Here is a 24,607-nt window from a genome sequence, read left to right as displayed (position 1 = left end):
TTTCAGGATTTTTTCTCTTCAACCGACCGGGTTGTTTGTGAAGTGATTCACATCCGCCGTGTCGATGGAGGCGCATTATAGGGGGCCGCCGAGGAATGACAAGCGGAAAAATGCATTTTTATTTCAACCGCTCATCTTTTCGCCAAAAAGGCTATTTATGGTGCTTTTTAATCTCTTTTGGCAGATCGGCCAGACTATTAATCACCCAATCCGCTGCATTTTCTGCTTCTGGCGTTACTGGCTTACCGGTGCGGACTAATATTTTGGTCCCTACACCCGCTGCTGCTGCTGCCTGCATATCTTCCAGTTTATCGCCCACCATATAAGAAGCAGACATATCAATGTGCAGGAACTCCTGCGCAGAGATGAACATCCCCGGATGCGGCTTACGGCAGTCGCAGGTCTGGCGATACGCTTCTACCGTTCCCTGCGGGTGGTGCGGACAATAATAGATGCCGTCGAGATCCACGCCGCGGTCGGCCAGCGACCAGTCCATCCATTCCGTCAGCGTCTCGAACTGCGCTTCGGTGAATTTACCGCGTGCAATACCGGACTGGTTCGTTACAACTACCAGCGCATAGCCCATCTCTTTCAGCTGGCGCATGGCATCTATTACGCCCTCGATAAACTCGAACTCATCAATCTCATGGACATAACCGTGATCCACATTAATAGTGCCGTCACGATCGAGAAAAATTGCGGGTACTGATTTTGCCACCGGTTTGCTCCTGAAAAAGGCATGTTCGACTAGTATCTCATGAATCGCAGCGCAATAAAGTGCTCATCATACAGAGTTGGATTGATTTAGACGTCTGGATGCCTTAACATCCGTTTTGTTTACGGTCATCACCCGTATCTGGCAGAAGAAAATGCCACGGCTAACTTACATACGATAAAAATAATCTAATGATTAAACTTTCCAATATCACCAAAGTGTTCCAGCAGGGGAACCGAACCATTCAGGCGCTGAACAACGTCAGTCTGCATGTTCCTGCTGGTCAAATTTATGGCGTCATTGGCGCATCGGGTGCAGGTAAAAGCACGCTGATCCGTTGTGTTAACCTGCTTGAGCGCCCAACCCAGGGCAGCGTAGAAGTTGGCGGCCAGGAACTTACCGCCCTTTCAGAAAAAGAACTCACCAAAGCGCGTCGTCAGATTGGCATGATTTTCCAGCACTTTAACCTGCTGGCCTCCCGCACCGTGTTCGGCAATGTTGCCTTACCGCTTGAGCTGGATAACACGCCGAAAGAAGAAGTGAAGCGTCGCGTCACCGAGCTGCTCGACCTCGTGGGTCTGGGCGATAAACATGATAGCTACCCGGCAAATCTGTCCGGTGGGCAAAAACAGCGTGTGGCCATTGCCCGCGCGCTGGCAAGCAATCCTAAGGTACTGCTGTGTGATGAAGCCACCAGCGCACTGGATCCGGCCACCACGCGTTCGATTCTGGAACTGCTGAAAGACATTAACCGTCGCCTGGGCCTGACGATCCTCCTTATTACGCACGAGATGGACGTGGTGAAACGCATCTGCGACTGCGTGGCGGTCATCAGCAATGGTGAACTGATCGAGCAGGACACAGTAAGTGAAGTGTTCTCGCATCCGAAGACGCCGCTGGCACAGCAGTTCATCCAGTCCACCCTGCATCTCGATATTCCGGAAGACTATCTGGAGCGTTTGAAAACCGAATCCACCGCAGACAGCGTCCCGATGCTGCGCATGGAGTTCACCGGTCAGTCCGTTGACGCTCCCCTGCTTTCCGAAACCGCGCGTCGCTTTAACGTGAACAACAACATCATCAGCGCGCAGATGGATTACGCCGGTGGCGTGAAGTTCGGCATCATGCTGACAGAAATGCACGGCACACAAGAAGAAACCCAGGCCGCGATTGCCTGGCTGCAAGAACACCATGTAAAAGTAGAGGTACTGGGTTATGTCTGAGCCGATGATGTGGCTGCTGGTTCGCGGCGTTTGGGAAACGCTGGCAATGACCTTTGTCTCTGGCTTCTTTGGTTTTGTGATTGGCCTGCCGGTCGGCGTATTGCTGTACGTAACGCGTCCGGGTCAAATCATTGAGAACGCGAAACTGTACCGTACGCTCTCTGCGCTGGTGAACATCTTCCGTTCTATCCCCTTCATTATTCTGCTGGTGTGGATGATTCCGTTTACCCGCGTGATCGTCGGAACGTCTATCGGTCTGCAGGCAGCGATCGTTCCGCTGACCGTAGGGGCTGCGCCGTTTATCGCCCGTATGGTGGAAAACGCCCTGCTGGAAATTCCAACCGGTTTGATCGAAGCTTCCCGCGCGATGGGCGCAACACCGATGCAGATCGTGCGCAAAGTCCTGCTCCCGGAAGCACTGCCAGGCCTGGTGAATGCGGCAACCATCACGCTCATCACCCTGGTCGGTTATTCGGCAATGGGTGGTGCAGTTGGCGCGGGCGGTTTAGGTCAGATTGGTTACCAGTACGGCTATATTGGATATAACGCTACCGTGATGAATACCGTTCTGGTATTGCTGGTTGTTCTGGTTTACTTAATCCAGTTCTCTGGCGATCGCATCGTCCGGACCGTTACTCACAAATAACGTTACACACAACACAAACTCTACGAGTTAAGGATAAAACATGGCGTTTAAATTAAAGACCTTTGCAGCAGTAGGCGCGCTGATCGGCTCTCTGGCACTGGTGGGTTGCGGTCAGGACGAAAAGGATCCAAACCACATTAAAGTGGGCGTTATCGTGGGTGCAGAACAGCAGGTTGCTGAAGTTGCTCAGAAAGTGGCAAAAGAGAAATATGGCCTGGACGTTGAGCTGGTGACCTTCAACGATTACGTTCTGCCGAACGAAGCGCTGAGCAAAGGCGATATCGACGCGAACGCCTTCCAGCATAAGCCATACCTGGACCAGCAGATCAAAGATCGTGGCTATAAACTAGTGGGTGTCGGTAACACCTTCGTTTATCCAATTGCCGGTTACTCTAAGAAAATTAAATCGCTGGACGAACTGCAGCCGGGCTCTCAGGTAGCCGTGCCTAACGACCCAACCAACCTTGGTCGTTCCCTGCTGCTGCTGCAGAAAGTGGGTCTGATCAAACTGAAAGACGGTGTTGGCCTGCTGCCAACCGTTCTGGATGTCACCGAGAACCCGAAAAATCTGAAAATTGTTGAACTGGAAGCGCCTCAGCTGCCACGTTCTCTGGACGATGCCCAAATTGCCCTGGCCGTTATCAACACCACTTACGCCAGCCAGATTGGCCTGACGCCAGCCAAAGACGGTATCTTCGTTGAAGATAAAGATTCCCCGTACGTTAACCTGATCGTGACTCGCGAAGACAATAAAGACGCGGAAAACGTGAAGAAATTCGTTCAGGCTTATCAGTCTGATGAAGTTTACCAGGAAGCCAACAAAGTGTTTAACGGTGGCGCTGTTAAAGGCTGGTAATCTCACCTCAGTGTAATATCATCAGGACGGGCTTATGCCCGTCTTGTCATTTGTGCAGTCAACTGATTCAATATCTGACGTTTTGATTATCCATTGAGGAAATATTATGCGTGCTTTACCGATCTGTCTTTTAGCACTCATGCTGAGCGGCTGTTCAATGCTAAGCAGATCTCCCGTTGAACCCGTTCAAAGCACGGCAACCCCGCCAAAAACAGAGCCTGCGAAACCAAAAGTGGTTCGCCCTGCGCCAGTTCGCATTATCACGAAAGCGGACGAACTCGTCGGTAAACCGTTCCGTGAACTGGGCGAAGTAAGCGGCGATTCCTGTCAGGCGACCAATCAGGACTCACCACCGAATATTCCGACAGCGCGTAAACGCATGCAGATCAATGCCGCAAAAATGAAAGCTAACGCGGTCCTGCTGCACAGCTGCGAAGTCACCAGCGGCACGCCGGGTTGCTACCGTCAGGCGGTTTGCATCGGTTCTGCGTTGAACATCACGGCGAAATGAGTGCATTTCAGTTCGAGCAGATAGGCGTTATCCACTCTCCCTATAAAGAGAAGTTCGCCGTCCCCCGCCAGCCCGGTCTTGTCACCAGCGGACGCGGTGAGCTTCACCTGATTGCGCCTTACAATCTGGCCGATGCGGTACGCGGGCTCGAGGCTTTCAGCCATTTATGGGTGGTGTTCGTGTTTCACCAGACGATGGAAGGCGGCTGGCGTCCTACCGTGCGCCCTCCTCGTCTTGGCGGAAATGCGCGAATGGGCGTGTTTGCAACGCGCTCGACCTTCCGCCCAAATCCGGTTGGCATGTCGCTGGTTGAACTGAAAGGCATACGCTGCCAGAAAGATCGGGTGATACTGGAGTTAGGTAGCCTGGATCTGGTCGACGGCACGCCGGTTATCGACATCAAACCCTATTTGCCCTTCGCCGAAGCCCTCCCGGACGCGCGTGCAAGTTATGCTCAGGACGCACCGCAGGCGTACATGCCTGTTTATTTTACGCCTGAGATAACCGCGCAGCTCGGTCAACTGGAGAAACGCTATCCTCGCTTACGGGATTTCATCACCGAAGTTCTGGCACAGGACCCGCGTCCAGCCTACCGTAAAGAAGAGGAAGCAGGAAAATCATACGCCGTCTGGCTGCTTGATTTTAACGTTCGCTGGCGCGTCACTGGGGCAGGTTTTGAAGTGTTTGCCCTTGAACCCAGGTAATTTTGTTCTCCTCTCTTTTGGCATCTTTGCCACACTGGTAAACTAAACCACTTTTTTTGTGTCAGGCTGGTGTTTCAGCCTGTTCCAATCGTCGAAATGGAACCGTAACAACATGCGTACTAGCCAATATCTGCTCTCCACTCTGAAGGAGACGCCTGCCGACGCCGAAGTGATCAGCCATCAGCTGATGCTGCGCGCCGGGATGATCCGCAAGCTGGCCTCCGGGTTATACACCTGGCTGCCGACCGGCGTGCGCGTCCTGAAAAAAGTCGAAAACATCGTGCGTGAAGAGATGAACAACGCCGGTGCTATCGAGGTGTCCATGCCTGTGGTTCAGCCCGCTGACCTGTGGCAGGAGAGTGGCCGTTGGGAACAATATGGCCCTGAACTGCTGCGCTTCGTCGATCGCGGCGAGCGTCCGTTCGTTCTCGGCCCAACGCATGAAGAAGTCATTACCGACCTGATTCGTAATGAGCTGAGCTCTTACAAACAGCTGCCACTGAACTTCTTCCAGATCCAGACCAAGTTCCGTGACGAAGTTCGCCCACGCTTCGGCGTCATGCGCTCTCGCGAATTCCTGATGAAAGATGCCTACTCTTTCCATACCTCTCAGGAATCACTGCAAGAGACGTACGACGCAATGTACGCGGCATACAGCAAAATCTTCTCCCGCATGGGTCTGGATTTCCGTGCTGTGCAGGCTGATACCGGCTCCATCGGCGGTAGCGCATCCCATGAGTTCCAGGTACTGGCGCAGAGCGGTGAAGACGATGTGATCTTCTCTGACTCTTCAGACTACGCGGCGAACATCGAATTTGCAGAAGCGCTGGCACCAAAAGAACCACGTGCTGCTGCAACGCAAGAGATGACGCTGGTTGATACGCCAAACGCGAAAACCATCGCCGAGCTGGTTGAGCAGTTCAACCTGCCAGTTGAAAAAACCGTTAAGACCCTGCTGGTGAAATCCACCGAAGGGAGCGCTTACCCGCTGGTTGCCCTGCTGGTGCGTGGCGATCACGAGCTGAACGAAGTGAAAGCCGAGAAGCTGCCGCAGGTCGCCAGCCCGCTGACGTTCGCAACGGAAGCGGAAATCCGCGCCGTGGTGAATGCGGGTCCAGGTTCACTGGGTCCAGTCAATCTGCCGGTTCCGGTTGTTATTGACCGTACGGTAGCCGCGATGAGCGACTTCTCCGCCGGTGCGAACATCGACGGTAAACACTTCTTCGGCATCAACTGGGATCGCGATGTGGCGACGCCGGAAGTAGCTGACATCCGTAACGTGGTCGCAGGCGACCCAAGCCCGGACGGCCAGGGTACCCTGATGATCAAGCGCGGTATCGAAGTGGGTCACATCTTCCAGCTGGGCGATAAATACTCGCGCGCGCTGAACGCCGCCGTTCAGGGTGAAGATGGCCGTAACCAGATCCTGACCATGGGTTGCTACGGTATCGGAGTGACGCGCGTGGTAGCTGCCGCCATTGAGCAGAACTACGACGAGCGCGGCATCGTCTGGCCGGACAATATCGCGCCGTTCCAGGTCGCTATTCTGCCAATGAACATGCACAAGTCTTACCGCGTGCAGGAGCTGGCCGAGAAGCTGTATGCCGAGCTGCGCGCTCAGGGTATCGAAGTGCTGATGGATGACCGTAAAGAGCGTCCGGGCGTGATGTTTGCCGATATGGAACTGATCGGCATCCCACACACCGTCGTTATCGGCGACCGTAACCTCGACAGCGACGAGATTGAATACAAATACCGTCGCAGCGGCGAAAAACAGATGATCAAGACCGGCGACATTCTTGATTACCTGGTGAAGGCCATCAAAGGCTAAACAAAAAACCCCGCTCAGGCGGGGTTTTTTAATGGCGCTACGTCAGCTTACTTGCTGTTACAGTCTTTGCCCGCAATAAACTTCGCGTCTTTATCCGCCACCAGCGTTTTCACCATCTCTCCGCTATCCGGGTTTGGCTCCAGCGTAAAGTGACCGTCCACCGTCAGCAATACCGGTTTGCTGTCATTGCCGCGCGCCACAGCGTAATCGCGTTCAAGCTGCGCATTGTTTGCCACGCTGACCTTCTTGCCGGTTGCGCAGTCGGTAAAGATCGCCGCATCCGCCATATAGAAGTACATCCCGCGCATTGCCATCGGCGTCGCGGGCAGAGCCGCTTTCACCGGGGCCAGCGTGTAGTTTAACTGGGATTGAATTGGGTTACCTTCGCGGTCGAGCATCTCCATGCTGTCACCTTTAGGGCGGAACCAGGTTTTCTCACCGGTGGTATCGGTCAGGACCAGCTTCTCCGCCGTACGTGCCCATGTTCCATAAGTCGCAAAAGAAGAAGGTTCTTTCGCACCCTGATAGCGCTGGTTCATTACCCAGGTGCCGTCTTTTTGCAGGAACAGGGACGTTTCAATGCCTTCACAGTCCGCGCAAGGCAATACGCCACGCCAGCTCTGCTGCATCGGTTTTAATTCTTCCGTTTGCGTGGGTTGTAAAACCTGCGTTTCGGAGCGGTTGTTACACCCGAAAAGCGCAAACAGCGTACTCACTGCCAGCGCTGACCATAATGCTTTTTTCACAATGAATTCCTTATGAAAAGTGTGTTCCCTTTCGTCACTCTGTCGGGCGACGAACTTTACCGCGTAGTGCTTTCACTGTGGATTTTTGGGCCTTCGAGGACAAACGACGCTCTTTCGATGCGCGGGTTGGCCGCGTTGCCCGGCGGCTTTTTTGTACTGCCGTTAACTCTTTGATGACCGCCACCAGCCTGGCTATCGCCGCTTCCCGGTTGAGCTCCTGGCTACGGTACTCCTGGGCTTTAATCACAATCACACCATCGCTGGTGATCAGGTGGTGGCTGGCGGCAAGCAGACTTTCTTTATAATACTCTGGCAGGCTTGAGGCCCGAATGTCAAAACGCAAATGGATAGCCGTCGACGCCTTGTTGACGTGCTGCCCACCGGCCCCCTGTGCACGGATGGCGGCGATCTCCAGCTCGTTGTCAGGAATGCTGACGCTTCGGGACAAGACGATCATGAGGCCGGTTGCCACGCCGTCAAATGAATTTCCAGATTATTCTGAGAATCAGAAAGCCAGATTGCACCGTCCTGAATCGTCGCCTGCAATACCATGGTCCGGCTGGCAAACTCGCTCAGCTGCGCCAGCTGCTCATCATCCAGATACCAGACCGTAAGATTTTTAAACTGTCCGCACTTGCTCTTGTTTTGCTGCCACCAGATCTCCGCAGCGCGCTGATTATACGCGAATAAGGCCACTTCAGCGGACTGGGTGCAGGCCTTCTTAATTCGGCGCTCGTCCGGCAGTCCGAGTTCGATCCACAAATCGATACCCAGATGATCGTTGCGCAGCCAGGCTTCAGGCTCGTCTTCTGCGCTTAACCCACGGGTAAACTGCAGACGCTCGTCGGCATACTTTATCCACGCCAGCAGGCGCAGCATCATGCGCTCCTGGGTTTCGGAGGGGTGGCGTGCCAGCGTCAGCGAGGCGTCCAGGAACTGGTTGCGATCCAGATCGGCCACATTGACCACTGCTTTATAAATTGTCGCTTTCAGCGCCATGAGAGAACTCCATTCGAATCAGGCGCCCATTGTAGCGAAAACCGCGGCAAAAGGCTGTTATGGGGTGTTAAATACACCGCTATCAAGGCGCTGATATTGCTTAAATGAGTATGGTATAGTCACCTTGCTAAACCGAGTTTATCTTCGTAGGCTTAATGATATCTCACAGTAAGTCAGTGCGCTGGCGGGAGGGGATGTGAATAATTATTGTGAGTTAATTCGCAAACGGTATGCGGAAATCGCCAGCGGAGATCTGGGGTATGTCCCGGATGCGTTGGGCTGTGTATTGAAAGTGCTTAATGAAGTGGCCTCTGATGAGAGCCTTTCAGAGTCGGTCAGGGAAAAAGCAGCGTATGCTGCGGCGAATTTACTGGTGAGCGATTATGTCGATGAATGATACTTATCAACCCATCAATTGTGATGACTATGACAACCTCGAACTCGCCTGCCAGCATCATTTATTACTGACGCTGGAGCTAAAAGATGGCGAAGTGTTGAAAGCGAAAGCCAACGATCTGGTTTCACGTAAGAACGTGGAATACCTGATAGTGGAAGATGCCGGTGCGACGCGTGAGCTGCGTCTGGATAAAATAGCCAGCTTCAGCCACCCGCAAATCGGCACCGTCGTGGTGAGCGAATCCTGATGACACTAACGGGCAGCCTGGCTGCCCGTTACGCTTTCTGCCACTCAAACCTGGCACCCTCTTCTGACCACCCCTCTTCCGTGATGAAAACTCCTGCCGCAGCGATAAGCGTTTCACCGTAGAACAGCAGTGGCGTGGTGTCGCGCAGCCACGGCGGCACGTTACACTCCTGCCATATTTTCTTCAGCTTCCGCCCCCCGTTGCGCCCGACGATATGCAGCATTCCGCCAGCCTTAAAGCGCACGGTGACCGGTTCACCGGGCTTCGGCAACCTCACATGACCAGACGGCAGGAGAGAGACGCGTCCTGCCTCACAGGGCAATACCAGCGGTGCGTCAGGTGAAAGCCAGTCGAGCACCACATCGGTCAGTGATGGCGTGGATTTTATCCACCAGAGTTCCCCTTTATAGCGTCTTACGTCAAAACCGTTCAGGTGGACGCACGGGGAAGCATCATCCCGCGCCAGCGCGACTTCGTCCCAGATGCGGCTCAGCATCGCCCGCGACGGCATCGCAGCGTGATGAGAGGCCAGCCAGCGTCGTATCAGCGCGGCGCGACGCACCGGACTCATCGCTGTCAGCGGTGCAATGGCCAGCGCTCCGTCTTTAGAAATCAGTTCAGCCAGCTCGTCGCTCAACAGCTCGTCCAGCAGCGATTCCTGTTCGGCACACAGCATGGCGCTTCTTGCCGTCGCGTCGGCGAAATGGGGCCAGCGCTCGCCCAACAGCGGGAGGACGCGCAGACGCAGAAAGTTACGGTCATAGCCGTCATCCTGGTTGCTCTCATCTTCAATCCAGATCAGCTGATGTTCTCGCGCCCAGGCCTCAAGCGAGGCACGCGTCTCGCCGAGTAGCGGACGCAGTAACATTGTGCCGGCAAATGCAGAACGCGCCGGCATGGCTGACAGCCCCGCCGGTCCGCTGCCCCGCTTAAGCGCCAGCAGAAAGGTTTCACACTGATCGTCCAGGTGCTGGGCCGTGACCAGCGCTTCTCCAGAACGTAACGCCCCGGCAAACGCGGCATATCGGGCTTTACGCGCCTGCGCCTCGATGCCCAGCCCTTCCTCCGCAAGCGTGACGCGCTCGACGATGAGCGGGATAGCCCAGGCCGCACACAAGGCTTCGCAGTGCGCCACCCACTCCTCTGCGTGAGGACTTAATCCGTGGTGAATATGCATCGCCCGAAGCTGGACGTCAGGCTCCCGGTCGCGCCAGCGTTTAAGACGATGGAGCAGAACGGTGGAATCCAGGCCACCGCTAAACCCCACCAGCAGCTGGCGGTACGGTGAAACGGCGTGTGCGATAGCGGGTAAGGTCATAGGGAATTACACATAAAAAATGCCCGAACTGAGCGGGCATTATCACACAGGACGAAGATTACTGCTGATAAAGCTCCAGCGGCAGGCCGTCCGGGTCGTTGAAAAAGGTAAAGCGCTTGTCGGTGAACGGATCGACGCGGATCGCTTCACACGTCACGCCGTGCGCTTCCAGATGTTTGACTGCGCTATCAAGATCATCGACGCTGAAGGCAAGATGGCGCAGGCCACAGGCCTCCGGACGGGACGGACGCGCAGGCGGAAAAGGGAAAGAGAACAGTTCAATCACATATTGCCCGTTTAACGCCAGATCGCCCTTCCAGGAGTCGCGCTCTTCGCGGTAGGCCTCGCTCATGAGCGTAAAGCCCAGAATGTCGCAGTAGAAGGCCTTACTTTTCGCGTAATCGGTCGCAATGATCGCAATATGATGAACAGCTTTTAAACCCAGCATAGCTTCTCCTTTTTATGATGCCTGAACGTTACAACCGAAAACCCGCACCTTGCAAGCGGTCACCCTTATTTTAGGACTCGCACCCAGTAAACGCCGTTCTCATCGCGCTTCGCACCGTGAATATCCGTCTCAAAACCGGGATAGTGACGCCCTACCGAACAGAGCATCAGCAGGAAATCGAGCACGGCCCGACTCTCCTCGGTAATCATCTCTCCTGGCATCAGGAGCGGAACGCCCGGCGGGTAAGGCAGGATCATGTTGGCCGATACGCGCCCGACCAGATTTTCCAGCTCAACGGTTTCGACCTCCCCTTTCACCTGGCGCTGCCAAGCCTTGTGCGGGGTTAATTTCATCTCCGGTAAGACATCGAACGCCTGAAGCATCAGACGCGGCAGATCGTGCTGACGGATCAATCTATGGATCCCCTGGGCCAGATCCTGAATGCGCATATTACGGTAGAAGTCGGGATCCTCCGCATAGAGATCCGGCAGCATGTTCTTCACCCGCAGGTTGAGATCGTAGGCGCGCTTGAACTCCATCAGACCGCGCAACAGCCCCATCGCCCGGGTTTTATCAATACCAATACTGAACAGGAACAGCAGGTTATAGGGCCCGGTCTTCTCTACCACCACGCCACGTTCATCAAGGAATTTCGCGACCAGCGCGGCCGGAATACCTTCCTCGCTCATCTTGCCCTGCTCATCCATGCCCGGCGTCAGGATCGTCACTTTTACCGGGTCGAGGAACATATGGTCGCTATCGGCATCCCGGAAACCATGCCAGTCTTCGCCGGGCGAGACGGGCCAGCACTCCGCCTCATCAATCTCTTCCGGCTGCCAGATATCAAAGAACCAGCCGTCGGCTTCATCTTTCAGCCGCTGAACCTCTTTGCGGAAATGCAGCGCGCGCTCCACCGAACGGTTGATGAGACGTTTGCCCGGGTTGCCGCGCAGCATCGCCGCGGCCGTTTCAATGGAGGCCACCAGCGGATAGCTCGGTGAGGTGGTAGTGTGCATCATAAAGGCTTCGTTGAACGTGTCTTCGTCGTACTCACCTTTGATGTGGATAAGCGAAGCCTGGGAAAATGCTGCCAGCATTTTGTGCGTCGACTGCGTTTCAAAGAATACTTTACCCGGCACGCGTTCACCACTCATGCCGCTTTTACCCGCGTATATCGGGTGGAAGTTGGTGTACGGTACCCATGCGGAATCAAAGTGGATAGACGGCACGTCCAGCGCCTTTTTGATCCAGTCTGTATTGTACAGCAGACCGTCATAGGTCGAGTTGGTGATCACCGCATGGACAGGCCAACTCGCGCCAGGCACTGCCGCGACCTTGCTTTCAATGGCTTCATGGGTGAACTCCCGGCGCGGAATACCGCCAAGTATACCGAGCGCGTTACGCGTGGGTGATAGCCAAAGCGGTACGACGTCGCTCATCATCAGCAGGTGAGCCAGCGATTTATGGCAGTTACGGTCAATCAGCAGGGTGCTGCCAGCAGGCGCGGCGTACATCCCGACGATTTTATTCGAGGTCGAGGTGCCGTTGGTCACCATATAGCTCTGCTCTGCGCCAAAGGTGCGGGCGATATACTCTTCGGCTTCCAGATGCGGGCCGGTGTGATCCAGCAGAGAGCCTAATTCGGTGACTGAAATCGACACGTCCGCTTTCAGCGTGTTGCCACCAAAGAAATCATAGAACAGGCAGCCCACCGGGCTTTTTTGATAAGCCGTACCCGCCATATGACCCGGCGTACAGAAGGTATATTTCCCCTCCTTTACGTAGGTGAAAAGCGCCCGGGTAAACGGTGGCGTAATGTTATCGAGATATTCATTCGTGTATTGCTGAATTCGGGTCGCAATATCGTCCGCCACGCCGAGGGAATATTCAAAGAACCACAGCGCCATACGCATATCATTGGCGCTGACGTCCATGGTGGAGTGGGTATTAATAAACGCATACAGCGGGAGGTATTCGTTCAGCTTGTTGATGTCGCTGCACAGTTCGAGATCATATTCATCCCAGTCGAAGATCACGCCGCAGATACGCGGGTTATGCTCGATGAACTTCAGCAGGTCGGCGCTGTTGTGCGGCCAGATTAGCTGATACCCGCGCGACTGCAGGGATTGCTCCAGCTCCTTAATCGGCTCATCTTTATAAAAGACGCCGTGCGGCCCCATAATGGCAATGATATTCATGGGCTTCCTCCTTAAAAAACATTAGCTAAGCATAGTCCGGCTAAACCGCAGGTATAAAAAAAGCCGCAACAGTGTGCGGCTTTTCAGATAATTGTGAAGCTTACGCGTAACCGTAGGTCATCAGACGCTGGTAACGGCGGTTGAGCAGATCCTCTTTGCTCAGCACGTCCAGATCCGCCAGGTCAGCCAGCAGCTGCGCTTTCAGAGAAGCCGCCATCACTTCCGGCTTACGATGTGCACCACCCAGCGGTTCCGGGATGATGGAATCGATCAGCTTAAGCTCTTTCAGGCGTGGCGCAATGATGCCCATTGCTTCTGCAGCCAGCGGCGCTTTGTCGGCGCTTTTCCACAGAATGGACGCGCAGCCTTCCGGGGAGATAACGGAATAGGTGCTGTACTGCAGCATATTCACTTTATCGCCCACGCCAATCGCCAGCGCACCGCCGGAACCACCCTCGCCGATAACGGTACAGATGACTGGCACCTTCAGACGAGACATCTCGCGCAGGTTGCGCGCGATGGCTTCAGACTGACCGCGCTCTTCCGCGCCCACGCCAGGGTATGCACCCGGGGTATCGATGAAGGTGATGATTGGCATGTTGAAACGCTCAGCCATCTCCATCAGACGCAGGGCTTTGCGGTAGCCTTCTGGGGCTGGCATACCAAAGTTACGACGGATTTTCTCTTTGGTTTCACGGCCTTTCTGATGACCAATGATCATCACCGGGCGTCCGTCCAGACGCGCGATACCGCCAACGATAGCTTTATCGTCAGCGTATGCGCGATCGCCTGCCAGTTCGTCAAATTCGTCAAACGCCAGGCGGACATAATCCAGGGTGTACGGACGCTGTGGATGGCGAGCCAGCTGGGCCACCTGCCATGCGCCGAGATCGGCAAAGATTTTGCGCGTCAGCTCTACGCTTTTCTCGCGCAGACGATGCACTTCTTCGTCGATGTTAATATCCAGTTTTTCATCCTGACGGCTTACCGCTGTCAGAGAATCGATTTTCGCTTCCAGCTCAGCAATCGGCTGTTCGAAATCAAGGAAATTCAGACTCATAGTATTCCTGTATTAGTCAAACTCCAGTTCCACCTGCTCCGAACCAATGAGGCCACGGAGATCGTTCAGTAAACGATCGCTCGGAGAGACACGCCACGTTGCACCAAAGCGCAACCGCGCGCGTGCATCCGCCCTCTGATAGTAGAGATGTACTGGAATTGTCCCCGAGCGGTGGGGTTCCAGAGACTGACGGAGTCGGTTTAAAAGCTGGTCATCAATTTGCCTGTCCGTCAGCGAGATAGCAAGCCCGCGAGCATATTTTTCCCGGGCTTCGTCAATGTCCATCACTTCGCGGGCGGTCATTTTAAGCCCCCCACTGAAGTCATCAAAGCTGACCTGTCCGCTGACGATAAGTATGCGGTCTTTTTCCAGCAATTGCTGGTATTTATCCAGCGCGTCGGTGAACAACATCACCTCCAGACGCCCGGAACGGTCATCCAACGTACAGATGCCGATACGATTGCCGCGCTTGGTGACCATAACCCTTGCAGCAATCACGAGCCCCGCAGCCGTGGTGATTTTACCACGTTCTGTCGGATGCATGTCTTTAAGCCTGTGGCCGCCGACATAGCGCTCAATTTCTTTGATGTACTGGTTGATCGGGTGCCCCGTCAGGTACAAGCCTAACGTCTCACGCTCCCCATCCAGTACCACCTGTTCAGGCCACGGCTGGCAGTTGGAGTAAGATTGCTCGATCTGCTCCGGCTCTTCCGCCAGCACCCCGAACATATCCGCCTGACCAATGGCTTCCGCTTTTGCATGCTGATCCGCCGCTTTCAGCGCATCGCCGAGGGAATTCATCAGCGCGGCGCGGTGCGGCCCCAGCCGGTCAAACGCGCCGGACATGATCAGTTTTTCCAGCACGCGACGGTTCAGTTTTTTGGTATCGGTGCGGGCGCAAAGATCGAACAGCTCGCGGAAATACCCGCCGTTGTTACGCGCTTCGATGATCGCCTCGATCGGACCTTCACCCACGCCTTTGATCGCGCCGATCCCGTAAACGATCTCCCCGTCGTCATTGACGTGGAAGTGGTAGAGCCCTGAGTTAATGTCCGGCGGCAGGATCTTAAGCCCCATGCGCCAGCACTCGTCCACCAGGCCCACCACCTTCTCGGTGTTATCCATATCGGCCGTCATTACCGCCGCCATAAATTCAGCAGGATAGTGCGCTTTCAGCCACAGCGTTTGGTACGACACCAAAGCATAGGCGGCGGAGTGGGATTTGTTAAATCCGTACCCGGCGAATTTCTCAACCAGGTCAAAGATCTTAATCGCCAGTTCACCATCAACGCCGTTTTTTCTCGCGCCTTCTTCGAAAGTGCCTCGCTGCTTGGCCATCTCTTCCGGCTTTTTCTTACCCATCGCACGACGCAGCATGTCCGCGCCGCCGAGGGTATAGCCGGAAAGCACCTGGGCGATCTGCATAACCTGTTCCTGGTACAGGATGATGCCGTAGGTGGGCTCCAGCACCGGCTTCAGGCTTTCGTGCTGCCACTGAACGTCCGGGTAGGAAATCTCTTCGCGCCCGTGCTTACGGTCGATAAAGTTATCTACCATCCCTGACTGCAGCGGGCCCGGACGGAACAGGGCTACCAGTGCGATCATATCTTCGAAGCAGTCGGGCTGCAGGCGCTTAATCAGATCTTTCATGCCGCGCGATTCCAGCTGGAAGACGGCGGTGGTCTCCGAGCGCTGCAGCATGTCGAAACTTTTCTTGTCATCCAGCGGGATGGCCGCGATATCCAACGGCGGCTCGCCGTTCTTCTCGCGGCGGGCGTTGATCATCTCCAGCGCCCAGTTAATGATGGTCAACGTACGCAGACCAAGGAAGTCGAACTTCACCAGCCCGGCGTATTCTACGTCGTTCTTATCGAACTGGGTAACCGGGTGCTGACCCGCTTCGTCGCAGTAGAGCGGCGCAAAGTCGGTAATTTTGGTCGGGGCGATAACTACGCCCCCCGCATGCTTACCGGCGTTACGCGTGACGCCTTCCAGCTTGCGCGCCATGTCGATCAGCGCTTTGACTTCTTCGTCCGCTTCGTAGATTTCCGGCAGCTGTGGTTCAGCCTCAAAGGCTTTTGCCAGCGTCATGCCCGGATCGGGCGGTACCAGTTTAGAGATGCGATCGACAAACCCGTACGGGTGGCCCAGCACGCGGCCGACGTCACGGATAACCGCTTTCGCCGCCATCGTACCGAACGTAATAATCTGCGATACCGCATCACGGCCGTACATATCGGCGACGTGCTCGATCACCTGGTCACGTTTCTCCATGCAGAAGTCGACGTCAAAGTCGGGCATGGAAACACGTTCCGGGTTAAGGAAACGTTCGAACAGCAGGTCGAATTCCAGCGGATCGAGGTCGGTAATTTTAAGCGCATAGGCCACAAGCGACCCAGCACCGGAGCCTCGGCCCGGTCCGACCGGTACGCCGTTATCCTTCGACCACTGGATAAACTCCATGACGATCAGGAAGTAGCCCGGGAAGCCCATCTGGTTGATCACCTGGAGTTCAATGTCCAGGCGTTCATCGTACGGCGGCCGCTTCTCTTTGCGAACGGCCTCATCCGGGAACAGAAACTCCAGACGCTCTTCCAGACCTTCTTTTGATTTTGCGACCAGGAAATCTTCCGTGGTCATGTCTCCTGTCGGGAACTGCGGCAGGAAGTACTCGCCAAGTCGGACGGTAACGTTACAGCGCTTGGCAATCTCTACGCTGTTTTCCAGCGCTTCCGGGATATCGGAGAAGAGCTCACACATCTCCTCTTCGCTGCGCATGTACTGCTGCGATGAGTAGTTGCGCGGTCGTTTAGGATCGTCCAGCGTGAAGCCATCGTGGATCGCCACGCGAATTTCGTGCGCGTCAAAATCCCCCGGCTCAAGGAACCGCACATCGTTGGTAGCCACCACAGGCAACCCACGCTCTTCTGCAAGTGCCACAGCGGCATGAAGATAGTTCTCTTCGTCCTGACGGCCGGTGCGGATCAGCTCCAGATAATAACGATCCGGGAAATACTCTTCATAGAACGAGAGGCATTGATCCACCAGCGCGCTATTGCCGCGCAGCAGGCATTTGCCGACATCGCCCATACGGCCGCCGGAGATCAGCAGCAGCCCTTCGTTCAGCTCAGCCAGCCAGTCACGGTCGATCCACGGCCCCTGCGCACCGTATCCACGCTGGTAGGCTTTTGAGATAAGCAGAGTGAGGTTTTGATAGCCCGTGTTGTTCATCGCCAGCACGGAGATTTGCGTCATTTCATCGCCGATGAGATCGCTCTGCACATGAAAATCTGCGCCAACGATGGGCTTCATCCCCACGCCATGCGCCGTTCCGTAGAACTTCACCAGGCCACACAGGTTGGTAAAATCGGTGATCGCCAGCGCGGGCATGCCAAGGGAGGCCGCCTTTTTCACCAGCGGCCCGGTCTTCGCCAGCCCATCGATCATGGAGTAGTCGCTATGCACCCGCAGGTGTACGAAACGTGGTTCAGCCATCTTCAGATTCCGCGTTACTTAATTGCTTGCGTATTGATTCAGGACACCCGTCCCAGCGCGCGTTTCACCGGGCCAAAGCTGCGCCGGTGATGTTCGGTTGCGCCATGTTCAGCCAGCCTTTCCAGATGGAAAGGTGTGGGATACCCCTTATGCTGGGCGAAACCATACTGAGGGTAAGTGAGGTCCAGCGCGGCCATTTCAGCGTCGCGCGTCACTTTGGCAATAATAGAAGCTGCGCTGATTTCTGCGACCCGGCTATCGCCTTTGACGACCGCCATTGAAGGCATGGGTAGTGCCGGACAGCGGTTGCCGTCAATCAGGACATATTCAGGGGCGATTTTCAGCCCCGCTACCGCACGCTGCATCGCCAGCATCGTGGCGTGCAAAATATTCAGCTCGTCTATCTCATGCGGTTCAGCGCGCCCCAGGCTCCAGGCCAGCGCTTTCTCCTGAATCTCACTAAACAGCGCCAGCCGGCGCTTTTCAGACAATTTTTTTGAGTCGTTCAGCCCGACGATCGGCCGAGCCGGATCGAGGATCACCGCGGCGGTCACCACAGCCCCCACTAACGGACCACGACCCACTTCATCCACGCCCGCCACAAGGTGGGTGTGAGGATAAACAAATTCCATCATTTTGCTAGCTCCAGCACCGCATCAGCCGCTTGCTCATCAGCATTACAGCGGATCAGTTGATGCAGTTCGCGGAAGGTGTCGTGCATCTGGTGGCTGGTCTTGCCGTTTGCCAGCAGCGGCAGCAGTGCATCGGCAAGCGCCTGCGGCTGGCACTCATCCTGCAATAGCTCTTTCACCAGTTCGCGCCCGGCAAGCAGGTTTGGCAGGGAGACATAATCCGTTTTCACCAGACGTTTTGCCAGCCAGAAGGTGAACGGCTTCATGCGGTAACCGACCACCATCGGGCATTTCGCCAGCATACATTCCAGCGCCGCCGTGCCGGAAGCCAGCAGTGCGGCATCGCTCGCATACATCGCTTCTCGCCCTTTGCCGTCCAGAAGACGGACGTGGAGATCCGGGGCGACTTCCGCTTTGATGCGCTCAAACTGCTCGCGGCGTTTGGCATTCACCAGCGGAACAACCACTTCAAGGTCGGGATAGCTCTGGCGAAGAATTTGCGCTGTTTTGAGGAAATCGGCGCTCAGCATCTCCACTTCTGCACCACGGCTGCCTGGCAGCAGTGCCAGACAATGCACATCATGGGGGATGCCCAGCACGTCGCGCGCCGCGTTTTTATCCGGATCCAATGGCATCGCATCCGCCATGGTATGACCGATAAAACGGCACGGAACATTAAATCTGTCGTAAAACGCTTTTTCGAAAGGCAGAAAAGCCAGCACCAGGTTGGTGGACCGTCCAATTTTGAAAACGCGTTTCTGTCGCCACGCCCAGACGGACGGACTGACGTAGTGAATGGTTTTTATGCCCTGCTTTTTCAGATTCCCTTCGAGGGTAATGTTGAAATCAGGTGCATCGATACCGACAAACACATCGGGTTTGAGTTCGGTAAAACGGCGGGTGAGATCGGCACGAATGTGCAGCAAACGGCGGAGCCGTCCCAGCACCTCAACGATGCCCATCACGGCCAGCTCTTCCATTTCATACCAGGCTTCACAGCCTTCGGCCTGCATCAGCGGGCCAGCAACGCCGACAAAGCGAGCGTTGGGTACACGCGCCTTAAGCGCGCGGATGAGACCTGCACCAAGAATATCGCCGGAGGTTTCTCCGGCGACCAGGGCTATCGTAAGCGGACGACTGTCGACCATTAACGAATCAGACCCCTTGTTGAACGGTCAAAGAATTCCATGAACGCGTTCACTTCCGGGTGCTTATTCGCCAGCTCGGCAATTTCCGGCTTCGCCTCTTCCAGCGTTTTACCGCTACGGTACAGCAGTTTGTACGCGTTGCGGATGGCAGTAATCGCTTCGCGGCTAAAACCACGACGCTTGAGGCCTTCGATGTTCACGCCAAACGGCGTGGCATGGTTGCCCTGCGCAATCACATACGGTGGGACGTCCTGCGCCACACCGGAGCAGCCGCCAACCATCACGTGCGCACCAATGATGCAGAACTGATGGACTGCGGTCATGCCGCCAATAATTGCGAAGTCATCAACCGATACGTGTCCTGCCAGCGTTGCGTTGTTGGCAAGAATACAGCGGTCACCCACGGTACAGTCGTGCGCGATATGCGCATTAACCATAAACAGGTTATCGCTGCCCACCTTCGTCAACCCACCACCCTGTACTGTTCCACGATGAATGGTGACGCTTTCGCGAATACGGTTACGATCGCCAATTTCCAGACGGGTCGACTCACCAGCATATTTCAGATCCTGGTTAACTTCGCCGATGGAGGCGAACTGATAGATCTCGTTATTGCAGCCAATGGTCGTATGACCATTCACGACAACGTGAGATTTCAGTACTGTACCCTCACCAATTTCGACATGGGGTCCAACAATACAAAACGGGCCAATGTGGACGTTAGCACCAATGATGGCACCGGTTTCCACAATCGCGGTAGGATGAATAAAGGCGGATTTATCAATCACGTATCAGGACTCCCGGCTACGAGCACACATCATCGTCGCTTCGCAAACAACTTTGCCGTCAACCAGTGCTACGCCTTTGAAGCGAGTCAGGCCACGACGCGTTTTTTCAAAAGTGACTTCCATGATCATCTGATCACCAGGCACGACAGGGCGCTTAAAGCGCGCTTCATCAATACCCGCGAAGTAATACAGCTCACCTGGCTCCAGTTTACCGACGCTTTTAAACGCCAGAATACCGGTAGCCTGAGCCATCGCTTCCAGAATCAACACACCCGGGAAGATAGGCTTACCAGGGAAGTGCCCCTGGAAGAACGGCTCGTTCACGGAAACATTTTTCACTGCGCGCAGAAAACGACCTTCTTCAAAATCCAGCACGCGGTCTACCAGCAGAAACGGGTAGCGGTGCGGCAGAAGTTCTAAAATCTCTTCAATATGCAGAGTATGAGTGTCAGTAGTCAAAATACTCTTCCTGTCAAAATGTACTGATAACAATAATAACACGGCCTGCCGGTTTATTAGAAAGCCGACAGGCCGGGAAAAATAGCGTTAAACGGATGACGCTTAGTCTTGTTGATCGATCTTACGCTCAAGAGACTTGAGGCGCTTGCTCATATCATCAATGTTCATCACCAGAGCTGCTGTTTTACGCCATACCTTGTTGGGCTGTAGCGGAATGCCTGAGGAATAAACGCCAGGTTCAGTGATAGGACGCATTACCATGCCCATTCCCGTCACGGTCACCTTGTCGCAGATTTCCATATGGCCATTAATCACGCTCGCACCGCCAATCATGCAATAACGGCCAATTTTCAGGCTGCCCGCCATGATGACGCCACCCGCAACCGCGGTATTGTCGCCAATCACAACGTTATGCGCAATCTGGCACTGGTTATCGATGATAACACCATTGCCAATGATCGTGTCGTCAAGCGCGCCACGGTCAATGGTGGTACAGGCGCCGATCTCCACGCGATCGCCAATAATAACGCGACCAAGCTGTGGGATCTTCACCCAGTTACCGCGATCGTTAGCGTAACCAAAGCCATCAGAACCAATCACGGTGCTGGACTGGACGAGGCAGTTTTCGCCAATTTCAACGTCATGATAAACGGACACATTGGCCCACAAACGGGTCCCTGCGCCGATTTTCGTATTTTTCCCAACGAAGCAGCCTGGGCCAATGACGACGTTATCGCCCAGCACAACGCCGGATTCGATAACCGCATTCGCCCCAACGGCGACGTTGTTACCCAGCCTGGCCGTCGCATCAATCGCTGCGCTGGCAGCAATGTTCTGGGCCGGTTGCGGCGTGGTATCAAGAATTTGAGCCATGCGTGCATACGTCAGGTAGGGGTTTTTCACTACCAGCGCGCTTACAGTGGCAAATGGAAGATCGTCCTGCGTCAGTACAACAGCTGACGCCTGGCATTGAGCCAGTTGCTCACGGTACTTAGGGCTTACCATGAAGGTAATCGTGCCAGCTTTAGCAGATTGCATGGACGCAACAGCGGTGATGACGATATCGCCATCACCGTGTAATTCTGCATCCAACTGCTGAGCTAAATCAGCCAGTCGAATTGAAGGCATTACTTATTTAACCTGTTTCAGAACATCAGCAGTGATGTCTTTAACATCTTTGCTGTTGAAAGCGACGGCGTTCGCATCAACAACCAGATCGATGCTCTGATCGGCAGCCACTGCTTTAACAGCGGTCTGAATGCGAGTCACCAGCTTGCCGCGTTCTTCGTTAGAACGACGCTGACGATCCTGCTCGAAAGCCTGCGCTTTCTGAGAGAACGCCTGGCGCTGAGCCATTACGTCTTTTTCCAGCTTGCTGCGGTCGCTTGCCTTCATGGTAGAACCATCACGCTGCAGACGCTGCATTTTGGACTGAAGATCGTTTTCCATACCCTGCAGTTCGCTTGCACGGCCTTTGAATTCGTTTTCCAGAGTCGCAGAAACACCTGTTTTCTGTGCAACCTGCTGGAACAAATTACCCATGTTGACGATTGCAATTTTGTCTGCTGCCTGAGCAGAAGTTGCCATCGCTAAACCGAGACCTGCAGCTAATAACCACTTTTTCACAATTAACTCCTTACCATCCCATTGGCACCAGAAGGTACCGTTCTTTGCGTGGCAAGGCGACCGTGTTACCGATCGCCAGTTGTCAGCGCTACACTGCCAACGCATTCCTTTGCAGCGGATTATTACCAGGTTTTACCAATGTTAAACTGGAATTGCTCCGACTTATCTCCATCATATTTCTTAAACGGCTGGGCGTAAGAGAAGACCAACGGTCCCAGCGGTGACATCCATTGTAATGCGATACCGGCAGACATGCGAATATTGCTCGGATCGCTGTAGTCAGGAATGCCTTCTGCGCGCATCTGGGCAGTATTCTGCCAGTTGGTATCCCATACGGTACCGGCATCCCAGAAGAAGGACGTACGGACCGAGTTCGCATATTTATCGCTGATAAACGGCGTTGGCGTGATGAACTCCAGGCTGGCAACGGCCATGGCGTTACCGCCCACCGCATCATTAGAGCTACAGACTTCCGAAGAGGAAGACTTATCACAGTTATCTTTGTCGTTCCCGCCGTAGTAAACCGCTTTCGGACCAATGTTGTTGGACTGGAAGCCACGAACGGTACTGGAACCACCGGCATAGAAGTTTTCATAGAACGGCAGTTCTTTGCCGCCTAAACCGTCGCCGTAGCCCCAGCGGGTACGACCCAGAACCACCCACTTATGATCGTCATCGATCGGGAAGTAGGACGCGGTATCCAGCGTGACCTTATAGAACTCGTTATCGGAGCCCGGCACGGTCACTTTACCGTTCAGGTTGACGCGAGAACCTTCCGTTGGGAAGTAACCACGGTCAAGACGGTTGTAGGTCCAGCCGTAGTTAAAGGTGAAGTCATCCGCAGCGAAGCCATTGTCATGACCAGTTTTGCTGGTTGACTGACCAATGGAGTCCAGGTAACGCCACATCGCCACCTGCGGTTGCATATTGGACAGGTCGTTATGCACGTAACCTAAGCCCGCACGCAGGGTGTTGTATTCGTTAACCGGGAAGCCAAGCGTACCGTCCACACCGTAACTCTTGTTGGTGTAAGAAGACAGATCCGCATCGTCTGCTTTAAAGTCGTTATAGAAGATACGACCGCCCAGGCTCACACCGTCAACGGTGAAGTATGGGTTCGTTACAGAGAACTCAGAGTAGGTCTGGTAGTCGTTTTTGGTGCCGTTAATCCCGACAGAGTAACCCGTACCCAGCCAGTTATCCTGCTGCACGCCGACCTGGAAGCTGACGCCGCTCTCGGTACCGTAGCCCACACCGAAGTTGAAGCTACCGGTGTTGCGCTCTTTCACTTTATAAACAACATCAACCTGATCCGGGCTGCCCGGTACGCGCTGGGTATCGGTATCCACCGTTTCAAAATAGCCCAGACGGTTCAGACGCTCTTTACCCTGATCAACGAGGTCGCTACCCAACCATGCGCCTTCCATCTGACGCATTTCGCGACGCAGAACGGAATCTTTGGAGGTGTCGTTACCGACGAAGCGGATCTTACGCACGTAGAAACGGTTGCCCGCGTCAACATTCACGTGCAGCTTAACGGTTTTATCCGCGTCATTGATTTCAGGCTGAGTCTGTACGCGCGGATAGGCATAACCATAGCGGCCGAGCAGCTTCTTAATGCTGTCTTCCATTTTGGTTACCTTGGAACCGCTATACAGGTCGCCTGGCTGAATTTTGGTCAGCGATTCGATTTCAGCAGAATGCCCCGCCAGGTTACCACTCACCTCAACACCCGAAAGCTTGTACTGCTCGCCTTCAGTGATGTTGACCGTAATGTAGATCCCTTTCTTGTCCGGCGTCAGGCTTACCTGAGTCGAGTCGATGTTGAAACGCGCATAGCCACGATCGAGATAGTAGCTGCGCAGGGTTTCAAGGTCGCCCGCCAGTTTCTGTTTCTGGTATTTGCGATCGCCTACCACGTTCCACCATGGCACTTCATCACGCAGCTGGAAGGTGGAGATCAGTTCGTCGGTGCTGAACGCGTGGTTGCCGACAATGTTGATCTGCTGGATCTTCGCAGAAACACCTTCCTGGAAGACTAGCTTCAGGTCAACACGGTTGCGCGGCAGCGGAGTGACAACCGCTTTCACGCTGGCACTGTATTTACCGACGCTGTAGTAGAAGTCTTCCAGACCTTTTTCAATGTCTGAAAGGGTTGTGCGGTCCAGGGATTCCCCCACACGAACACCGGATGCTTCAAGGTTTTGCTTGAGCATGTCATCTTTCACCGACTTGTTACCGGAGAAAGTGATACTGGCGATCGTTGGACGTTCTTTTACCTGTACCAGCAGCGTATCACCATCGCGCAGGACGCGGACATCCTCGAAGTTGCCGGTGGCAAACAGAGCACGGATGGTGTTACTGATATCATCATCATTAACCGTATCGCCGGGGCGTACAGGCATACTGAGGAGGGCCGCACCAACGGCGACACGCTGGAGGCCTTCGAAATGAATGTCTTTCACTACGAACCCGTCAGCACCGTATACGGTGGCGCTGCTAAACAGCAGCGACGCTATGAGCAACTTTTTCATCGCCATCGTTATTATGCGTTCTTCCT

Annotated in this window: 24 protein-coding genes; 8 read left to right on the top strand and 16 right to left on the bottom strand. The window is 54.6% G+C overall.

The genetic code is table 11. The annotated features are described in order from the left end of the window. Window positions 1-151 precede the first annotated feature (151 nt). Window positions 152-718, bottom strand: a complete 567-nt coding sequence (gene gmhB / locus DOU50_RS20050) for a D-glycero-beta-D-manno-heptose 1,7-bisphosphate 7-phosphatase (protein ID WP_090418968.1) — start codon at window positions 716-718, stop codon at window positions 152-154. Window positions 719-906: 188 nt separating this feature from the next. On the opposite strand from gmhB, the gene metN reads away from it, so the two are divergent. The 6 genes from metN (at window position 907) to proS (ending at window position 6,486) form a co-directional block, all read left to right on the top strand. Further along, window positions 907-1,938, top strand: coding sequence for a methionine ABC transporter ATP-binding protein MetN (gene metN / locus DOU50_RS20045; protein WP_048990396.1), 1,032 nt, complete (start codon window positions 907-909; stop codon window positions 1,936-1,938). Continuing rightward, window positions 1,931-2,584 (top strand): methionine ABC transporter permease MetI, encoded by a 654-nt coding sequence (locus DOU50_RS20040; RefSeq protein ID WP_014168730.1) that lies wholly within the window; start codon window positions 1,931-1,933, stop codon window positions 2,582-2,584. Before metN ends, DOU50_RS20040 begins: the two co-directional genes overlap by 8 nt. 40 nt (window positions 2,585-2,624) lie before the next feature. Continuing rightward, complete coding sequence (gene metQ / locus DOU50_RS20035) at window positions 2,625-3,440, top strand: methionine ABC transporter substrate-binding lipoprotein MetQ (RefSeq protein WP_014168729.1); 816 nt, start codon at window positions 2,625-2,627, stop codon at window positions 3,438-3,440. 106 nt (window positions 3,441-3,546) lie between these two features. Beyond that, window positions 3,547-3,951, top strand: a complete 405-nt coding sequence (gene rcsF, locus DOU50_RS20030) for an Rcs stress response system protein RcsF (protein WP_032649711.1) — start codon at window positions 3,547-3,549, stop codon at window positions 3,949-3,951. Next, on the top strand, window positions 3,948-4,655 hold the full coding sequence (gene tsaA, locus DOU50_RS20025; protein WP_148770025.1) for a tRNA (N6-threonylcarbamoyladenosine(37)-N6)-methyltransferase TrmO: 708 nt from the start codon (window positions 3,948-3,950) through the stop codon (window positions 4,653-4,655). The genes rcsF and tsaA overlap by 4 nt, the downstream gene beginning before the upstream one ends. 112 nt (window positions 4,656-4,767) lie before the next feature. Further along, window positions 4,768-6,486, top strand: a complete 1,719-nt coding sequence (proS, locus tag DOU50_RS20020; protein WP_048990392.1) for a proline--tRNA ligase — start codon at window positions 4,768-4,770, stop codon at window positions 6,484-6,486. Window positions 6,487-6,533: 47 nt separating this feature from the next. Here proS and nlpE read toward each other — a convergent pair whose 3' ends face one another. From nlpE to DOU50_RS20005, 3 genes are read right to left on the bottom strand one after another with little or no spacing between them, the layout of a single operon-like run. Continuing rightward, window positions 6,534-7,232 carry an envelope stress response activation lipoprotein NlpE gene (gene nlpE / locus DOU50_RS20015; RefSeq protein WP_032649717.1) on the bottom strand — a complete coding sequence of 233 codons (699 nt, stop codon included), beginning with the start codon at window positions 7,230-7,232 and terminating at the stop codon, window positions 6,534-6,536. A 34-nt stretch (window positions 7,233-7,266) separates the two neighbouring features. Continuing rightward, window positions 7,267-7,689 carry an alternative ribosome rescue aminoacyl-tRNA hydrolase ArfB gene (gene arfB / locus DOU50_RS20010; protein ID WP_148770029.1) on the bottom strand — a complete coding sequence of 141 codons (423 nt, stop codon included), beginning with the start codon at window positions 7,687-7,689 and terminating at the stop codon, window positions 7,267-7,269. Continuing rightward, on the bottom strand, window positions 7,686-8,231 hold the full coding sequence (locus tag DOU50_RS20005; protein WP_023310470.1) for a YaeQ family protein: 546 nt from the start codon (window positions 8,229-8,231) through the stop codon (window positions 7,686-7,688). The genes arfB and DOU50_RS20005 overlap by 4 nt, the downstream gene beginning before the upstream one ends. 196 nt (window positions 8,232-8,427) lie before the next feature. Here DOU50_RS20005 and DOU50_RS20000 point away from each other — a divergent pair, with 196 nt between their 5' ends. Both DOU50_RS20000 and rof read left to right on the top strand, forming a co-directional pair. Further along, window positions 8,428-8,628 carry a YaeP family protein gene (locus tag DOU50_RS20000; RefSeq protein WP_008501889.1) on the top strand — a complete coding sequence of 67 codons (201 nt, stop codon included), beginning with the start codon at window positions 8,428-8,430 and terminating at the stop codon, window positions 8,626-8,628. Then, window positions 8,615-8,875, top strand: coding sequence for a Rho-binding antiterminator (gene rof / locus DOU50_RS19995; RefSeq protein ID WP_024907532.1), 261 nt, complete (start codon window positions 8,615-8,617; stop codon window positions 8,873-8,875). Before DOU50_RS20000 ends, rof begins: the two co-directional genes overlap by 14 nt. Window positions 8,876-8,903: 28 nt before the next feature. On the opposite strand, the gene tilS is transcribed toward rof, so the two are convergent. From tilS to bamA, 12 genes are all read right to left on the bottom strand, one after another. Then, window positions 8,904-10,193, bottom strand: coding sequence for a tRNA lysidine(34) synthetase TilS (tilS, locus tag DOU50_RS19990; RefSeq protein WP_148770023.1), 1,290 nt, complete (start codon window positions 10,191-10,193; stop codon window positions 8,904-8,906). A 58-nt stretch (window positions 10,194-10,251) separates the two neighbouring features. Continuing rightward, window positions 10,252-10,641, bottom strand: a complete 390-nt coding sequence (locus DOU50_RS19985) for a VOC family protein (RefSeq protein WP_023334583.1) — start codon at window positions 10,639-10,641, stop codon at window positions 10,252-10,254. Between the two features lie 65 nt (window positions 10,642-10,706). After that, window positions 10,707-12,839: a lysine decarboxylase LdcC gene (locus DOU50_RS19980; protein ID WP_148770021.1), complete on the bottom strand. Its 2,133-nt coding sequence runs from the start codon at window positions 12,837-12,839 to the stop codon at window positions 10,707-10,709. Between the two features lie 100 nt (window positions 12,840-12,939). Continuing rightward, the gene (gene accA, locus DOU50_RS19975) at window positions 12,940-13,899 is read right to left on the bottom strand and encodes an acetyl-CoA carboxylase carboxyl transferase subunit alpha (protein WP_008501895.1); all 960 of its coding nucleotides are present in this window, start codon (window positions 13,897-13,899) and stop codon (window positions 12,940-12,942) included. Window positions 13,900-13,911: 12 nt separating this feature from the next. After that, entirely contained in the window at window positions 13,912-17,394 is a 3,483-nt protein-coding gene (dnaE, locus tag DOU50_RS19970) for a DNA polymerase III subunit alpha (protein WP_148770019.1), read from the bottom strand. A 38-nt stretch (window positions 17,395-17,432) separates the two neighbouring features. Further along, window positions 17,433-18,029: a ribonuclease HII gene (gene rnhB / locus DOU50_RS19965; RefSeq protein WP_045907841.1), complete on the bottom strand. Its 597-nt coding sequence runs from the start codon at window positions 18,027-18,029 to the stop codon at window positions 17,433-17,435. Further along, a complete protein-coding gene (lpxB, locus tag DOU50_RS19960) occupies window positions 18,026-19,174 on the bottom strand; it encodes a lipid-A-disaccharide synthase (protein WP_024907527.1) in 1,149 nt (382 codons plus the stop codon). The genes rnhB and lpxB overlap by 4 nt, the downstream gene beginning before the upstream one ends. Then, complete coding sequence (gene lpxA / locus DOU50_RS19955) at window positions 19,174-19,962, bottom strand: acyl-ACP--UDP-N-acetylglucosamine O-acyltransferase (protein WP_023310462.1); 789 nt, start codon at window positions 19,960-19,962, stop codon at window positions 19,174-19,176. The genes lpxB and lpxA overlap by 1 nt, the downstream gene beginning before the upstream one ends. Window positions 19,963-19,965: 3 nt before the next feature. Continuing rightward, entirely contained in the window at window positions 19,966-20,421 is a 456-nt protein-coding gene (gene fabZ, locus DOU50_RS19950; RefSeq protein ID WP_010426706.1) for a 3-hydroxyacyl-ACP dehydratase FabZ, read from the bottom strand. 102 nt (window positions 20,422-20,523) lie between these two features. Then, window positions 20,524-21,549 carry a UDP-3-O-(3-hydroxymyristoyl)glucosamine N-acyltransferase gene (gene lpxD / locus DOU50_RS19945; protein WP_032644136.1) on the bottom strand — a complete coding sequence of 342 codons (1,026 nt, stop codon included), beginning with the start codon at window positions 21,547-21,549 and terminating at the stop codon, window positions 20,524-20,526. 3 nt (window positions 21,550-21,552) lie between these two features. Then, complete coding sequence (skp, locus tag DOU50_RS19940; protein WP_008501902.1) at window positions 21,553-22,047, bottom strand: molecular chaperone Skp; 495 nt, start codon at window positions 22,045-22,047, stop codon at window positions 21,553-21,555. Window positions 22,048-22,169: 122 nt separating this feature from the next. Continuing rightward, a complete protein-coding gene (gene bamA / locus DOU50_RS19935) occupies window positions 22,170-24,587 on the bottom strand; it encodes an outer membrane protein assembly factor BamA (protein ID WP_024907525.1) in 2,418 nt (805 codons plus the stop codon). Window positions 24,588-24,607: the final 20 nt, after the last annotated feature.

Origin of the sequence: Enterobacter sp. C6, from assembly GCF_008122455.1 — a bacterium.
Lineage (GTDB): Bacteria > Pseudomonadota > Gammaproteobacteria > Enterobacterales > Enterobacteriaceae > Enterobacter > Enterobacter pseudoroggenkampii.
The sequence above is the reverse complement of the archived record's forward strand: the minus strand, read 5'-3'. Positions and strand labels throughout refer to the sequence as shown.

What these genes read in the sequence shown, in the direction of transcription:
- rcsF (WP_032649711.1), top strand. Translation starts at nt 3,547, where the DNA reads ATGCGTGCTTTACCGATCTGTCTTTTAGCACTCATGCTGAGCGGCTGT.
- DOU50_RS19980 (WP_148770021.1), bottom strand. Translation starts at nt 12,839, where the DNA reads ATGAATATCATTGCCATTATGGGGCCGCACGGCGTCTTTTATAAAGAT.
- rnhB (WP_045907841.1), bottom strand. Translation starts at nt 18,029, where the DNA reads ATGATGGAATTTGTTTATCCTCACACCCACCTTGTGGCGGGCGTGGAT.
- lpxB (WP_024907527.1), bottom strand. Translation starts at nt 19,174, where the DNA reads ATGGTCGACAGTCGTCCGCTTACGATAGCCCTGGTCGCCGGAGAAACC.
- bamA (WP_024907525.1), bottom strand. Translation starts at nt 24,587, where the DNA reads ATGGCGATGAAAAAGTTGCTCATAGCGTCGCTGCTGTTTAGCAGCGCC.
- proS (WP_048990392.1), top strand. Translation starts at nt 4,768, where the DNA reads ATGCGTACTAGCCAATATCTGCTCTCCACTCTGAAGGAGACGCCTGCC.
- DOU50_RS20040 (WP_014168730.1), top strand. Translation starts at nt 1,931, where the DNA reads ATGTCTGAGCCGATGATGTGGCTGCTGGTTCGCGGCGTTTGGGAAACG.
- lpxD (WP_032644136.1), bottom strand. Translation starts at nt 21,549, where the DNA reads ATGCCTTCAATTCGACTGGCTGATTTAGCTCAGCAGTTGGATGCAGAA.
- tsaA (WP_148770025.1), top strand. Translation starts at nt 3,948, where the DNA reads ATGAGTGCATTTCAGTTCGAGCAGATAGGCGTTATCCACTCTCCCTAT.
- arfB (WP_148770029.1), bottom strand. Translation starts at nt 7,689, where the DNA reads ATGATCGTCTTGTCCCGAAGCGTCAGCATTCCTGACAACGAGCTGGAG.
- metN (WP_048990396.1), top strand. Translation starts at nt 907, where the DNA reads ATGATTAAACTTTCCAATATCACCAAAGTGTTCCAGCAGGGGAACCGA.
- accA (WP_008501895.1), bottom strand. Translation starts at nt 13,899, where the DNA reads ATGAGTCTGAATTTCCTTGATTTCGAACAGCCGATTGCTGAGCTGGAA.
- metQ (WP_014168729.1), top strand. Translation starts at nt 2,625, where the DNA reads ATGGCGTTTAAATTAAAGACCTTTGCAGCAGTAGGCGCGCTGATCGGC.
- dnaE (WP_148770019.1), bottom strand. Translation starts at nt 17,394, where the DNA reads ATGGCTGAACCACGTTTCGTACACCTGCGGGTGCATAGCGACTACTCC.
- tilS (WP_148770023.1), bottom strand. Translation starts at nt 10,193, where the DNA reads ATGACCTTACCCGCTATCGCACACGCCGTTTCACCGTACCGCCAGCTG.
- rof (WP_024907532.1), top strand. Translation starts at nt 8,615, where the DNA reads ATGTCGATGAATGATACTTATCAACCCATCAATTGTGATGACTATGAC.
- DOU50_RS19985 (WP_023334583.1), bottom strand. Translation starts at nt 10,641, where the DNA reads ATGCTGGGTTTAAAAGCTGTTCATCATATTGCGATCATTGCGACCGAT.
- DOU50_RS20005 (WP_023310470.1), bottom strand. Translation starts at nt 8,231, where the DNA reads ATGGCGCTGAAAGCGACAATTTATAAAGCAGTGGTCAATGTGGCCGAT.